This is a genomic window from Streptomyces angustmyceticus (assembly GCF_019933235.1).
In the GTDB taxonomy this organism is placed as follows: domain Bacteria; phylum Actinomycetota; class Actinomycetes; order Streptomycetales; family Streptomycetaceae; genus Streptomyces; species Streptomyces angustmyceticus.
The window spans coordinates 6,317,899-6,332,451 of record NZ_CP082945.1; the positions used below are offsets into that span (position 1 = coordinate 6,317,899).

Here is a 14,553-nt window from a genome sequence, read left to right on the forward strand (position 1 = left end):
TGAGCGGCGTCACCTCCCCCGCTGCGCCGTCGGCCGGCGGGCCCGCCCGCGCAGTGGCATCCCTCACGGCGGGCCCGGGGCCGGTCGTGAGTACACTCGCCGACCATGTGCGAGCCCAGACGGTATGCAAAACAGCGCAAATCGCGCAGTGACCGTCCGTGCGCCGACGCTTCCGTCAGGTGCACGGGGGCCTCGGTGAATCCGCTCGCCACCGTCGCACACGCCCCGCACCGGACCCGTGCGGTCCGCGGCCGCCCCGCACCGGCGCCGGCCGCCGGCCGCCCGGGGGCCGTGTGAGACGCCGCGCGAACCGGGCCCGGCACCGGCGCTCCCGCGACCCGCGCGGTCACTGGCTGCTGCTGATCATGGTGCTCCCGGTGATGTTCGGTGCCCTGCTCTTCGAGGGCTGGACCACCCACGAGGTCGACGCCGCCAAGACCCGCAAGGACTGCGCCAGCCCCGTGCCCCGGTCCGTCGACAAGGGCGGCCCGGTGCTCCGGTTCCACGACGGCAAGGCGGTCTCGTCCTCGGTGCCGGCCCGCACGGTGGCGCTCACCTACGACGGCGGGCCCGACCCCGTGTGGACGCCGCGGCTGCTCGACCTGCTGCGCAAGCACCACGCCCACGCCACGTTCTTCCTCCGCGGCGCCCAGGCGGCCGAGCACCCGGACCTGGTGCGGCGGATCAAGGCCGAGGGCCATGAGATCGGCTCGAACACCTACACCGGCGCGGCCATGGGCGCGTCCTCGCCGCTGCGCGCCTCCCTGGAGCTGTCGCTCACGCAGAAGGCGCTGGCGGGCAGCGCGGGCCTGCACACCAGGCTGCTGCGGATGCCGCAGACCACCGCGGTCGACACCCTGTGCGGCGCCGAGTGGAAGGCCGCCGAGAAGGCCGGCGCGGAGGGCTACACCCTGGTCGCCGCCGACCGCTGGTACCGCAACCCTTCGCAGGGCGTGATCCGGCAGTTCGGCCAGAACGGCCTCGGCTACCTGGGCTCCAAGGAACTGCTCGACAACCCGAAGGCCGACAGGTTCACCACCGTGACGGCGGGGGTACGCCGGCCCTCGCCCGACGTCCCGGCCTCCGCCGTCGAGCGCTGGTCGGGTACGGCCCTGATCTGGGCCAAGGCCCTGGGGCACGCCTTCATCAGCGCGATGGCCTGGGTGCTCGCCATAGCTGGCGGACTGGGACTGCTGAGGCTGGCGATGCTGGTGTTCTTCGCCCGGACCCACGTCCGGCGGCTGACCCGTATCCGCCCCGGATCGACCTGGCTGCGGGAGGTCACCGACCCGGTGACGGTGCTCGTCCCGGCCTACAACGAAGAGGCGGGCATCGAGTCCACCGTCCGTTCGCTGCTCGCCTCCACCCACCGGCGACTACAGGTCATCGTGATCGACGACGGGTCGACGGACCGGACGGCGGACATCGCCGCGCGGATCGGCGATCCCCGATTGGAGGTGATCCGGCAGACCAACGCGGGCAAGGCGGCAGCCCTCAACACCGGCCTGGCCCATGCCCGGTACGGCATCATCGTCATGGTCGACGCCGACACCGTCTTCGAACCGGACGCCTTCCACCACCTCATCCAGCCGCTCGCCCACCCGGCGGTGGGTGCGGTCAGCGGCAACACCAAAGTCGGCAACCGTCGCCGGCTGCTGGGCCGGTGGCAGCACCTGGAGTACGTCTTCGGGTTCAACCTCGACCGGCGGATGTTCGAGGTGCTGGAGTGCATGCCGACGGTCCCCGGCGCCATCGGGGCCTTCCGCCGGGACGCGCTGATGGGTGTCGGCGGCGTCAGCGAGGACACCCTCGCCGAGGACACCGACCTCACCATGGCCCTGTGGCAGGCGGGCTGGCGGGTGGTCTACGAGGAGTCCGCCGTCGCCTGGACCGAGGTGCCCACCTCGCTGCGGCAGCTGTGGCGGCAGCGCTACCGCTGGTGCTACGGAACGATCCAGGCCATGTGGAAGCACCGCCGGGCCGTCGTCAGACTGGGCCCGGCCGGGCGCTCGGGCCGCCGCGGGCTGAGCTACCTCGTCCTCTTCCAGGTCGCCCTGCCCCTGTTCGCGCCGGTCGTCGACATCTTCGCGCTGTACGGGCTGCTCTTCCTGGGGCCCTGGCAGTCGGCCGGCGTGTGGTGCGGCTTCCTGCTCGTGCAGCTGCTCTGCGCCGGATACGCGCTGCGGCTGGATGGCGAGAAGCTGCGGTCGCTGTGGGCGATGCCGTTCCAGCTCCTGGTCTACCGGCAGCTGATGTATCTGGTGGTCATCCAGTCCGTGGTGGCCTTCCTGCTCGGCACCCGCCTGAAGTGGCACCGGATGCACCGCTCGGGGACCGCGGGGCAGCAGATCGGGCAGCCGGCGGCGTACCGGAGCCTGTCATCGAGGTGAGTGGGCCACTCAGTACGGACTTGCCCGTCGCTGTCACGCAGAATTCCGGACTATTTGGTGAAAGGCTCGCGAGCATGCAGACTGTCCGCCCATGAGTGACTGGCTGGACGGTGCCCCCGGCGCCCACCGTGGCGGTGGCGCGGGGAAGCCGGAGCGTGCCGTCACGGGGCAGGTGCGGCAGCCCGGCTCCCGTCCGCCGCAGCCGGCCGCCGGCCGGCCGATGCCCGGCCCCTACGGCGGTCCCGGCGGTCCCAGGCGCAGAAGCACCCGGCCCGCGGCCACCCGCCCCACCTGGCGCCGCCGGATCCTGCGGCTCGCCGGCCTGGTGGGCGTCGTGGCGCTGCTCACCTCCATAGGCACCTACACCTGGGCCGACACCAAGCTGGAGCGCGACGTCGACCTCGGCCGGCTCACCGGCCGGCCGGCGCCGGGCAAGGGGGCCAACTATCTGATCGTGGGCTCCGACAGCCGCCAGGGCCTGTCCGGGAAGCAGCTGAAGGACCTGCACACCGGCGGCTCGGCGGACGCGGGGCGCCGCACCGACTCGATGATCCTGCTGCACACCGGCGCCCACGGCACCACCATGATGAGCCTGCCGCGCGACTCCTGGGTGACCATCCCGCCCCACGTCCGCCCGGAAACCGGCAAGCGCTACGGCGCGTCGAAGGACAAGCTCAACGCGGCGTTCTCGCGGGGCGGTCCCGAGCTGCTCGTCCGGACCGTCGAGCACAACACGGGCCTGCGCATCGGGCACTACACGGAGATCGGCTTCGCGGGCTTCGTCGGCATCGTGGACGCGGTCGGCGGTGTGCCGATGTGCCTGGACAAGGCCGTCAGGGACGAGAAGTCCGGCGAAAACCTCGCACAGGGCTGCCACACGCTCGACGGCCGGGAGGCGCTCGCCTTCGTCCGCCAGCGCCACCAAGAGGCCCAGGGCGATCTCGGCCGCGGCCAAAACCAGCAGAAGTTCCTGGCCGCGCTCTCCCACAAGGCCGCACAACCCGGCACCCTGCTCAACCCGTCCACGGTCTACCCCACGGTGAACGCGGGCCTCGACACGCTCATCGTCGACAAGGGCATGAGCCTGTGGAACCTCACCTCGCTCTTCGAAGCGATGAAGGGCGTCTCGGCCGGCCAGGGCACCCGCCTCCACGTCCCCGTCTCCGGCCTCGGCGTCAGGACCCCCAAGGGCAGCGCCGTGCGGTGGGACCTGCCGCGGGCGAAGAAGCTCTTCAGGGAACTGCACGACGACCAGCAGGTGACGTCCGCGCCGAAGGGTTGAACCGACCCTCCCGCAGAGGGTGCGACGGGGCCGCGCCTAGGGTGACCGGAGGTGAGCGCGGCAGGGTGCCGGGCGAGGGGAGCGGCATGGCGGCGGCAGGCAACGGGGTGCTCGGGCGGATCTCGGCGCTCCTGGGGGCGGCAGGGACGACCAGGGCCGCCCATGCGGCGCTCCGGAAGCGGCCGCCGGGCGGTGCCGTCCTGTGGGAGCGGAAGAACTACGCCGGCCGAACCGTGGACCTGCACGCGGGGCTCGCCACGGCCACCGGAACCGCGCTCGCCGCCGCCACCGCACCGGGGCTGCCCGCCCGGACCCGGGCCGCCACGGCGCTGGCCGTACTGGCCGCCGGGGGCTGCGGGGCGTACGACGACGTGTTCGGTGCCGGTGACCCCCGCCGGGGATTCCGGGCCCACCTTTCGGCGCTCCGGCACAAAGAGGTCACCAGCGGCGCCGTGAAGCTGTTCGGGATCGGGGCCGCGGGCCTGGCGGCGGGGGCCTTCCTCAAGGAGCGCCCGGCCGACAAGCTCCTGGCGGGCGTGGTGATCGCGGGCTCGGCCCATCTGGTCAACCTCCTGGACGTCCGGCCTGGCCGGGCGGCCGGCGCCGTACTGGCCGCCGGCGCTCCCGGTCTGCTGCGCCGCGGTCCGGCCGGTCCGCTGTCCGCGGCACCCATGGGGGCCGCGGCAGCCGTCATCGGCGACGACCTGGGGGAGCGCACGATGCTCGGGGACGCCGGGGCGCACGCTCTCGGCGCGGCCCTCGGCGTCGCCATCGTCACGGGCAACGGCCGCCGCGGGCTGGCCGCACACGCCGCGGCCCTGGTCGCCGCCGCGGCCGCCGGGGACCGCGTCAGCCGGACGGCAGCGGCGCTCTGAGGCCGCCCGGCCCGCCCCCGACACCACCTCCCTCCCCGTATCTGGCCGATCCGGACAAACCTCTCGCGCTCCCGACGGCGGCGCACACGCCCCTTGCTCCGGCGCACGCGCACCCCCGGAGGTGGACTCACTCGAACGAGCCGTTAACCCGCGCGGGCGGTTTGTCGCCCATGTGGGTGATCTGGTGGGCGCCGGGGTGAGACTTCCCACCGGAACGGCGGGCCGACGGTGCCGAATTGACGTCGCCGGACTGGCATCCTGGGCGCGGTGCGCGGACTCGGGCGTGCTCGCCCCGTCCTGACCGCCCTGCCGGACAGACGGGCGAACGCCCGCACGCGAGGCCGCACCCCGCAGCAAACGGACCGACCCGCCGGTACGGACCGTCCCGCCCCCGACCCAGGAGCCCCGACCACGTGATCAGCACCCCGACCTCGGCGCACGGGCTGTCGCCGCTGCGCACGGTCCAGGTGCTGGGACACGGCAGTGCCGGCAGCGCGGCGCACGTCCGCTCGCTGGCCGAAGGGCTCGTGGCCCGCGGGGTGCGGGTGACCGTCTGCGCCACGCAGGAGACCGAGGACGCCTACGACTTCACCGGCTCGGGCGCGCGGTTCGTGTACGTCCCGCCGCGGACGGACCCGGCGAGCGTGGCCGCGCTGCGCAGCGCCTGCTGGGACGCCGACCTCGTCCACGCGCACGGGCTGCGGGCCGGGCTGCGGGCCTCGATGGCGCTCCGCGGACTGCGCGGCCCCCGGGGCGGACGGCGGGTCCCGCTGGTCATCACCTGGCACACCAAGGCGCACATCGAGGGCGCGCGGGCCGGCCTGGTGCATCTCATGGAGCGGCGGGTGGCGCGGGCGGCCGCCGTGGTCCTGGGGGCCTGTTCCGACCTCGTGGACCGGGCGCGTGAGCGGGGAGCGCGCGATGCCCGGCTCGCGCCCGTCGCGATTCCGCGCCCCCGGCCGGGCGGCGCTGCGGCCGAGCCCGAGAGCCACGACCGGATGCGTCGCAAGGAACGGGCCGAACTGGGCGCGGTGGACCGCCCGTTGCTGCTCGTGGTCGGCCGGCTCGACCCGAGTCAGGGGCACGACCTGCTGCTGGACGCGGCACACGCCTGGTGCGCGCTCGATCCGCAGCCGCTGGTCGCCATCGCGGGGGAGGGCGAGCAGCGGGCCGCGCTGCAGCGGCGCATCGACGCCGAGCAGTTGCCCGTCCAGTTGCTCGGCCGCCGCGACGACGTCCCCGAACTCCTCTCCGCCGCCGACCTGGTGGTGCTGCCCAGCAGGTGGGAGGCCCGTTCGCTGATCGCCCAGGAGGCGCTGCGCGCGGGGGTGCCGCTGGTCGCCACCGACACCGGAGGCACCCGCGAACTGGTCGGCCCGGCCGCGGAACTGGTGCGGTACGGCGACGCCGCCGCGCTGGCCCGTGCGGTCCTCGCGCTGCTCGCCGACCCCGTACGGCGGGACGCCCTCGCCGCGGCGGGCCGCGCCCAGGCGGCCGGCTGGCCCAGCGAGAACGACACCGTCACCCAGGTCCTCAGCGTCTACGACGAACTGACCCAGCCGGCGCAGCCGGCCTGACCTGCCCGGCCGGCCGGGCAGGTCAGGCCGGGGCGGGGGCCCTACGGGTGGTCCGTATGGCGCCTGGCGCGCAGGGCCAGCCGCAGGCCCAGGACCGTCTGGGGATCGTCCAGGTCCGTGCCCAGCAACTGCGCGATGCGGGCCAGCCGGTCGTACAGCGTCTGCCGGTTCACGTTCAGGTCGCGGGCGGTCTCCGCCTTGCGGCCCGCGCTGGCCAGATAGGCCTCCAGCGTCGGCAGCAGCGGCTGCCGGGCGCCGCGGTCATGGGCGAGCAGCGGCCCGATGGCGCGCTCCACGAAGTCGGTGAGCACCCCCTGCTCGCCGTGTTCGCGCATCCGCCACAGCAACAGCTCGATGTCCAGGCGGCGCGCGTCGTACCAGGGTGCTTCCGGCAGCCCCTGGGCCGCGGCCGCCGCCTCCGCCGCGTGCCGCAGGCCGGGGCCCGCCGCCGCCCAGTCGCCCGGGGTGCCGACCACGACCACCGGGCGGGGGGCGGCCGGCCGGTCCAGGCCGGCGCGGACGACCCCGGCGCGCAGTGCCGCGGCGATCCGGTCGGCGAGCGCCTCACGGTCCTGGCCCGCGCGCAGCGCGACGAGCAGCGGGACCCGGCCCTCCACGGGGCGCACGCCGAGGAGCACCGGCACCCCGGGGGCGGCGAGTTCCTCGCGCAGGGCCTGGGCGAGCAGCGCCCAGCCGCCGGGGGAGGGCAGCCCGGCGGGCAGCCGCATCACCACCGGGAGCACCGGTTCCGTGCCGGGGCGGAAGCCCAGCAGGCGGGCCTGGCCGGGCGCCTCCGCCGCGGAGATCCGGCCCTCCGCCAGGTCCGCGAGGAAGTCGCCGCGGCCCCGGGCGGCGAGCACCTCCTCCTGGCGGGACTGGAGCATGACGACGGCGAGAAGGTCGGCCGCCCGCTCGGCGGCGATCCGGTGCACCGGGGCCAGCGGGGCGTTGACGGGCAGCAGGACGAGGCGGGCGCGGACCGCGTCGGGGCCGGGGCCGCCGCCGGGGACGTCGATGCGGACGCCGGTGTCGCGCAGGCCCTCCCAGGCCAGCAGCGGGTCGGCGTCCGCCGGGCCGCCGTCGCCGGTGTCCGGGCCCGCGGCGTAGAGGGGGCTGCCGTCGGGGGTCTCCAGGCAGAGCGGGTTGCCGGTGAAGTCGGCGAGCAGCCGGAGCACCTCGGGGGCGCCGCCGCCGCGCAGCAGCACGTCCGTACAGCGCCGCAGGATCTCGTCGGCGCGCCGCAGCAGCGCGTAGTGGCTGTTGATGATCTCGGTGTGGATCGCCTCGGTGACCGTGACGTAGGGGACCTCGCGGTGCAGCTGGATCAGCGGCAGGCCGCAGTCCCGGGCCGCGTCGACGAGTGCGGCCGGCAGGGATTCGAAGCGGGAACCCAGCTCCACGACGAGCGCGGCGATCTCGCGGTCCGCGAGCTTGCGGATGAAGGCGCGCTGTTCGGAGGGCCGGGCGCCCAGCCCGAGCCCGGTGGTCAGCAGCAGTTCGCCGCCCTTGAGCAGCGAGGCGATGTGCGGGACCTCGCCCGCGTGCACCCAGCGCACCGGGCGGTCCAGCCGGTCGGCGCCGGCCAGCACCTCCGGCAGGCCGCGTCGCAGCGCCGGCAGCTCCAGCGCCCTGCGTACCGTGATCTCGGCTTCGATCTTCGCTTCCGGCCCCATGGCGTGGAACGGTACCCGTAGTCCGCTATCCGGAGCCGCGCGGTCCGGTTCCTGCTGCCGCGTCGGCCCGTCCCCTCGCCGCCCCGCCCGCCCGCGCCCGGCGGCGCCAGGACCCCGGCGGCCGACGGGCCCGCCGCCACCGGCCGCCCTCACGTCGATTCCCGCACCACCAGCCGGGCCCCCGTGATCACCGGAGCGAGTCCGCCGGGACCGTCCCCCGGCACCTGCCCCGCCCCGGCGCCCCCGTCCGCCCCCTCGGCCTTCCGCGGGTCCAGGAGCCGCAGCAGCAACCGGGCCATCAGCCGCCCCATCTCCTCCACGTCCTGGCGCACCGTGGTCAGCGGCGGATCGGCCCAGGTGGCCGGCTCCAGATCGTCGTAGCCGACCACCGCCACGTCGTCCGGCACCCGGCGCCCACGGGCCCGGAGCGTGCGCAGCGCGCCGTTCGCCATCAGGTCGGAGCAGGCGAAGACGGCGTCCAGGTCCGGTGCGGCGTCGAGGAGTTCGGCCATGGCGCGCTCGCCGCCCTGCGCGGTGAACCCGCCGTCCGCGATCAGCCGCGGGTCCGGCTCCGGTGTGCCGAGCGCCTCGCGGTAACCGTCGAGGCGGTCCACCGCCGAGGTCTGGTCGAGCGGCCCGGTGATCACGGCGATCCGGCGCCGGCCGCGGCCGAGGAGGTGGCGTACGGCCTGGCGGGCGCCGTCGCGGTTGTCGGTGTCGACGTACAGCGGCCGGGGCGCGCGGCCGGCGCCCGCCCAGTCGGGCCGGCCGCCGTAGACGGTGGGCAGGCCGGCCCGCTCGGCCATGGCGGGCAGCGGGTCGTCGCGGTGCAGCGAGAACATCAGCGCGCCGTCGACGTGCCCGGCCGACAGGTAGCGGCCGATGCGGTCGTAGTCGGTGCGGTGCTCGACGAACATCAGCAGGAGCTGGGTGTCGGCGCCGGCCAGCTCGCGGCTGATGCCCCGCAGTTGGCGCCCGAAGAACGGGTCGCTGAAGACCCGGGTCTCGGGCTCCGCGATGACCACGGCGACCGCTCCCGTGCGGCGGGTGACCAGGGAGCGGGCCGCGCTGTTGGGGACGTAGCCCAGTTCGGCCACCGCCTCGCGGACGCGTTCGCGGACCTCGTCCCGTACGCCCGCACCGCCGTTGACCACGCGGGAGACCGTGGCCCGCGAGACCCCGGCGAGCGCGGCGACCGCCTCCAGCGTCGGGCGCGGACCGTTCGGCTCAGGCACCATTCAACTCCTTTTTCTTCACGGTGACGTGACGGTGTTCGGTCGAGTGGGCAGGGTTCACGGCGCACGACATGAGAGCGCTCTCACGCTGACTGGCTCCACGGAACTCCCCACCCCCCACTGCCAGGAAAGAATGTCATGAGCATGAGATACACGGACTTCGGCGGCCCCGCCCCGTCCCGCACCGTCCGGCCGTCCCGGCGCCCCGCCCCGCGAGGAGCCGCCTCGTGATCACTCGCCGCAGCCTGCTCGGCGGACTCGCCGTCGGTACCGCCGCCTCCGGATTCGGCCTGGCCGGCCATGCCCTCGGCGCTCCTGCCCCTGCTTCCGCCGCCCGGTCCGGCCGGGCCGCCGACGGGATGCCCCTGCACCTCGTCAACCACTCCGGCGCCTACGCCAACTCCTCGGTCTGGATCTACATCGTCGGCAACGACGGCACCCAGCAGGTGCACGTCACCCCGGACGGCGCACTCCGGCCCGTCGCGCTCGCCGACAACGGCCCGGACGGCTACACCGACTACGCGATCCCGCTCGCCGCGAGCGGCACCACCACCCTCCGACTGCCGCGGATGTCCGGCCGGATCTACACCGCGCTGGGCGGCAGGCTCAAGTTCAAGGCGGTCGAGGACGGCAACGGGAAGGCCGCGCTCGCCTACCCGGCGGGCTGGGTCCCGTCCGACCCCAACTACGACGTCCTCCACGACTGCGCGGAGTTCACCTACAACTCCGGCGGGATGTACTGCAACACCACGATGGTCGACATGTTCAGCGTCCCGCTCGCCATCACGCTCACCGGCGCCGCGGAACAGACCACCGGCACGCTGAAGGACGGTGCCCGCGCCACGGTCTTCTCCGACGTCAAGGCCGCCGAGGGCTTCGACCGCCTGGTCATCGGCGACAAGCGCGTGATCGCCCCCGGCCACGGTCTCGACACCGGGCTCTTCGACAAGGACTACTTCGCCCCGGCCATCGACGAGGCATGGTCCGCCTACGCGGGCAAGGACCTGACCGTCACCACCGACGCCGGCACCTTCACCGGCCGGGTCAGCGGCGGCACGCTCTCCTTCACCGGCCCCCGGGGCGCCGTGGGCCGAGCGGCCGCGCCCGCCGGCCCGGTCTCCTTCGACAAGCCGTCCACCCGCGACGTCCTCTTCTGCGACGGCACCCTCGCGGCCCCCAACGATGGAGCCCGCGGCCCGGTCGCCGCCGTCCTGGGCGCCGCCCTCAACCGCTCCACCCTCACCTCTCAGGCACGGCAGCCCGCCACCGACCCGGCCGCCTTCTACCGGCAGCGGCTGACCAACCACTACGCCAAGGCCATGCACGCCGCGACGCGGGACGGCAGGGCCTACGGCTTCGCCTTCGACGACGTGGCCGGCTTCGCCTCGTACATCGAGGACGGCGCGCCGCGGGAGATCACCCTCACCCTGACCCCGTTCTGACAGCGAAAAGGTGCCGTCCGGAAACCCGGACGGCACCACGGAACGCCCAGAGGCCGGCGCCCCGGAGAGGGCGCTAACCCCCGTAGGCCCCGCTGGCCGTCAGCCGCAGCGCCGTGTCGATCAGCGGAACGTGGCTGAACGCCTGCGGGAAGTTGCCCACCTGCCGCTGGGCCTTGGGGTCCCACTCCTCGGCGAGCAGTCCCAGGTCGTTGCGGAGCGAGAGCAGCTTCTCGAAGAGCTTGCGGGCCTCGTCGACCCGGCCGATCATCGCGAGGTCGTCGGCGAGCCAGAACGAACACGCCAGGAAGGCCCCTTCCTCGCCCTCCAGGCCGTCCACCCCGAGGTCGTCGGCGCCGGACGTCGGGTAGCGCAGCACGAACCCGTCCTCGGTGGACAGCTCCCGCTGGATCGCCTCGATCGTGCCGATGACGCGCTTGTCGTCCGGCGGCAGGAACCCCATCTGCGGGATCAGCAGCAGCGAGGCGTCCAGCTCCTGCGAGCCGTAGGACTGGGTGAAGGTGTTGCGTTCCTTGTCGTAGCCGTTCTCGCAGACGTCCCGGTGGATGGTCTCGCGCAGGTCCTTCCAGCGCTCCAGCGGCCCGTCGACGTCCCCGGACTCGATCAGCTTGACCGTCCGGTCGACCGCGACCCAGGTCATGACCTTGGAGTGCACGAAGTGCCGGCGCGGGCCGCGGACCTCCCAGATGCCCTCGTCCGGCTCGTCCCAGTGCTTCTCCACCCACTGGATCAGCTTGAGCTGGAGCACCGAGGCGTAGTCGTTGCGCGCCAGGCCCGTCATGTGCGCCAGGTGAAGCGCCTCGGTGACCTCGCCGTAGACATCGAGCTGGAGCTGCCCGGCGGCGCCGTTGCCGACCCGCACCGGACGCGAATTCTCGTATCCGGGAAGCCAGTCGAGCTCGTTCTCGCCCAACTCCCGCTCACCGGCGATGCCGTACATGATCTGCAGGTTCTCCGGATCGCCGGCCACCGCCCGCAGCAGCCACTCCCGCCAGGCCCGCGCCTCCTCGCGGTAGCCGGTGCGCAGCAGGGACGAGAGGGTGATCGCGGCGTCCCGGAGCCAGGTGAAGCGGTAGTCCCAATTGCGCACGCCGCCCAGGCACTCCGGCAGCGAGGTCGTCGGGGCCGCCACGATCCCGCCGGTCGGCGCGTACGTCAGCGCCTTGAGCGTGATCAGCGAGCGCACCACCGCGTCGCGGTAGGGGCCGTGGTACGTGCAGTGCTCGACCCACTCGCGCCAGAACTCCTCGGTCGCCTCCAGCGACGCCTCGGGCTCCGCGACGGCCGGCGGCGGCTTGTGGGAGGGCTCCCAGCTGATCGTGAACGCGATCCGCTCACCCGGCGAGACCGTGAAGTCGGAGAACGTCGTCAGGTCCTTGCCGTAGGTCTCCGCCTCGGTGTCCAGCCACACCGAATCGGGGCCCGCCACCGCGACCGTACGGTCGTCCACCTTGTGCACCCAGGGCACGACCCAGCCGTAGGAGAACCGCATCCGCAGCTCCGAGCGCATCGGAACCCGGCCGCTGACGCCTTCCACGATGCGGATCAGCTGCGGCGCCCCGTCGCGCGGCGGCATGAAGTCGATCACGCGGACCGTGCCGCGCGGGGTGTCCCACTCCGATTCCAGGACGAGCGAATCGCCCCGGTAGCGCCGGCGGTCGGCCGGTGCGGGCCGGCCCCCGGGACCGTTGACCGGCCCCATCCGCCAGAATCCGTGCTCCTCCGTGCCCAGCAGCCCTGCGAAGACCGCCGGGGAGTCGAAGCGGGGCAGGCACAGCCAGTCGACTGTGCCGTCCCTGCACACTAGAGCGGCGGTCTGCATATCGCCGATGAGTGCGTAGTCCTCGATGCGCCCGGCCACGTGCATCTCCCGTCGAACTGGAGTCACGCCCCCCATGGGACGTTGTGGTCTGTCCGTCCTGCCCATGAAACGTCGCCGAGCAGCGGGACCGGAAATCGGGCCGGGGCACCGACCAGCGGTAGCTGGGGGCACCGACCAGCGGTGGCTGGGGGAGGGTGGTGCCTTCCCGGACGGCTCGTCGCGAATGTCCGAGCAGGATACGACGCACGTGGGTGATCCGCGCGACCCTCGCGACGAGTGAAGCGGTCCAAACGGGTGGCCTCCGTCACGTGACAGCGTCATCCGGAACCATCACTTCCAGGTTCCGCCGTGCGGAGGGCACGACCATGCCCGGTCGCTGATAGCCTGGTACCCCGTGGACCGGTGGGACCCAGCAGACGTCACGGCACCCCCGAACCGCAGCGACGGCACCCCTGAATCCCAGGTCCCATGCCGCTTCGCACCTCTCCACCTCGCGACCACGGGAGCTCCCTCTTGGCCATGCCGCCCAAATCCACGACGACCAAGCACCTCTTCGTCACCGGGGGCGTCGCCTCCTCTCTCGGCAAGGGGCTCACCGCCTCCAGCCTGGGTGCTCTCCTCAAGGCGCGCGGTCTGCGGGTCACGATGCAGAAGCTCGACCCGTACCTGAACGTCGACCCGGGAACGATGAACCCGTTCCAGCACGGTGAGGTCTTCGTCACCAACGACGGCGCCGAGACCGACCTGGACATCGGCCACTACGAGCGGTTCCTGGACGTCGACCTCGACGGCTCCGCGAACGTGACCACCGGCCAGGTCTACAACACCGTGATCGCCAAGGAGCGGCGCGGCGAGTACCTCGGCGACACCGTGCAGGTCATCCCGCACATCACCAACGAGATCAAGCACCGCATCCGGCGGATGGCGACCGAGGACGTCGACGTCGTCATCACCGAGGTCGGCGGCACCGTCGGCGACATCGAGTCGCTGCCGTTCCTGGAGACCGTCCGCCAGGTCCGCCACGAGGTCGGCCGGGACAACGTCTTCGTCGTGCACATCTCGCTGCTCCCCTACATCGGCCCCTCCGGTGAGCTGAAGACCAAGCCGACCCAGCACTCGGTCGCCGCGCTGCGCAACATCGGCATCCAGCCCGACGCGATCGTGCTGCGCGCCGACCGCGAGGTGCCCACCGCGATCAAGCGCAAGATCTCGCTGATGTGCGACGTCGACGAGGCCGCGGTCGTCGCCGCGATCGACGCCCCGTCGATCTACGACATCCCCAAGGTGCTGCACACCGAGGGCCTGGACGCCTACGTCGTACGGAAGCTGGACCTCCCGTTCCGCGACGTGAACTGGACCCAGTGGGAGGACCTGCTCGACCGCGTCCACAACCCCGACCACGAGGTCAAGGTCGCGCTGGTCGGCAAGTACATCGACCTGCCGGACGCCTACCTCTCGGTCACCGAGGCGCTGCGGGCCGGCGGCTTCGCGAACCGCACCCGCGTGAAGCTCAAGTGGGTCACCTCCGACGACTGCAAGACCCCGGCCGGCGCCGCCGAGCAGCTCGCCGACTGCGACGCGGTCTGCATCCCCGGCGGCTTCGGCGACCGCGGCGTGGACGGCAAGGTCGGCGCGATCACCTACGCCCGGGAGAACAAGCTCCCGCTGCTCGGCCTGTGCCTGGGCCTGCAGTGCGTGGTCATCGAGGCGGCCCGCAACCTGGCCGGCATCGAGGGCGCGAACTCCACCGAGTTCGACCCGGCCGCCGCCGACCCGGTGATCTCCACGATGGCCGAGCAGATGGACATCGTCGCGGGTGAGGGCGACATGGGCGGCACGATGCGGCTGGGCATGTACCCGGCCAAGCTCGCCGAGGGCTCCATCGTCCGCGAGGTCTACGACGACCAGCCCTACGTCGAGGAGCGCCACCGCCACCGCTACGAGGTCAACAACGCCTACCGCGGTGAGCTGGAGAAGAAGGCCGGGCTGCAGTTCTCCGGCACCTCCCCGGACAACAAGCTCGTCGAGTACGTCGAGTACCCGCGCGAGGTGCACCCCTACCTCGTCGCCACCCAGGCGCACCCCGAGCTGCGCTCCCGCCCGACCCGCCCGCACCCGCTCTTCGCCGGGCTGGTGAAGGCCGCGGTCGCGCGCAAGACGGGCACCGCGAAGTAAGGGACACCGCGGCGGATACGGTTGCCGGGGTACGGCCTCTTCGGAGGCCGTGCCCCGGTTTCTG

At 73.3% G+C, this 14,553-nt stretch carries 9 protein-coding genes; 6 read left to right on the plus strand and 3 right to left on the minus strand.

The features are described 5' to 3' along the window. Positions 1-293: 293 nt before the first annotated feature. The 4 genes from K7396_RS28195 to K7396_RS28210 all read left to right on the plus strand — a co-directional run bounded on the left by K7396_RS28195 (position 294) and on the right by K7396_RS28210 (position 6,124). Entirely contained in the window at positions 294-2,390 is a 2,097-nt protein-coding gene (locus K7396_RS28195) for a bifunctional polysaccharide deacetylase/glycosyltransferase family 2 protein (protein ID WP_086717438.1), read from the plus strand. A 91-nt stretch (positions 2,391-2,481) separates the two neighbouring features. Next, positions 2,482-3,672 (plus strand): LCP family protein, encoded by a 1,191-nt coding sequence (locus K7396_RS28200; protein WP_086717439.1) that lies wholly within the window; start codon positions 2,482-2,484, stop codon positions 3,670-3,672. 86 nt (positions 3,673-3,758) lie between these two features. After that, complete coding sequence (locus tag K7396_RS28205; RefSeq protein ID WP_152105023.1) at positions 3,759-4,547, plus strand: hypothetical protein; 789 nt, start codon at positions 3,759-3,761, stop codon at positions 4,545-4,547. Between the two features lie 413 nt (positions 4,548-4,960). Further along, positions 4,961-6,124 (plus strand): glycosyltransferase family 4 protein, encoded by a 1,164-nt coding sequence (locus K7396_RS28210; protein ID WP_152105024.1) that lies wholly within the window; start codon positions 4,961-4,963, stop codon positions 6,122-6,124. A 41-nt stretch (positions 6,125-6,165) separates the two neighbouring features. On the opposite strand, the gene K7396_RS28215 is transcribed toward K7396_RS28210, so the two are convergent. Then, positions 6,166-7,797, minus strand: coding sequence for a PucR family transcriptional regulator (locus tag K7396_RS28215; protein ID WP_086719253.1), 1,632 nt, complete (start codon positions 7,795-7,797; stop codon positions 6,166-6,168). A 149-nt stretch (positions 7,798-7,946) separates the two neighbouring features. Beyond that, the gene (locus K7396_RS28220) at positions 7,947-9,035 is read right to left on the minus strand and encodes a LacI family DNA-binding transcriptional regulator (protein ID WP_152105025.1); all 1,089 of its coding nucleotides are present in this window, start codon (positions 9,033-9,035) and stop codon (positions 7,947-7,949) included. 224 nt (positions 9,036-9,259) lie between these two features. Here K7396_RS28220 and K7396_RS28225 point away from each other — a divergent pair, with 224 nt between their 5' ends. Then, on the plus strand, positions 9,260-10,474 hold the full coding sequence (locus tag K7396_RS28225) for a beta-1,3-glucanase family protein (protein ID WP_086720150.1): 1,215 nt from the start codon (positions 9,260-9,262) through the stop codon (positions 10,472-10,474). Between the two features lie 73 nt (positions 10,475-10,547). On the opposite strand, the gene K7396_RS28230 is transcribed toward K7396_RS28225, so the two are convergent. Continuing rightward, positions 10,548-12,359: a glycoside hydrolase family 15 protein gene (locus K7396_RS28230; RefSeq protein ID WP_086720149.1), complete on the minus strand. Its 1,812-nt coding sequence runs from the start codon at positions 12,357-12,359 to the stop codon at positions 10,548-10,550. 474 nt (positions 12,360-12,833) lie between these two features. On the opposite strand from K7396_RS28230, the gene K7396_RS28235 reads away from it, so the two are divergent. Beyond that, complete coding sequence (locus K7396_RS28235; RefSeq protein ID WP_086720148.1) at positions 12,834-14,489, plus strand: CTP synthase; 1,656 nt, start codon at positions 12,834-12,836, stop codon at positions 14,487-14,489. Positions 14,490-14,553: the final 64 nt, after the last annotated feature.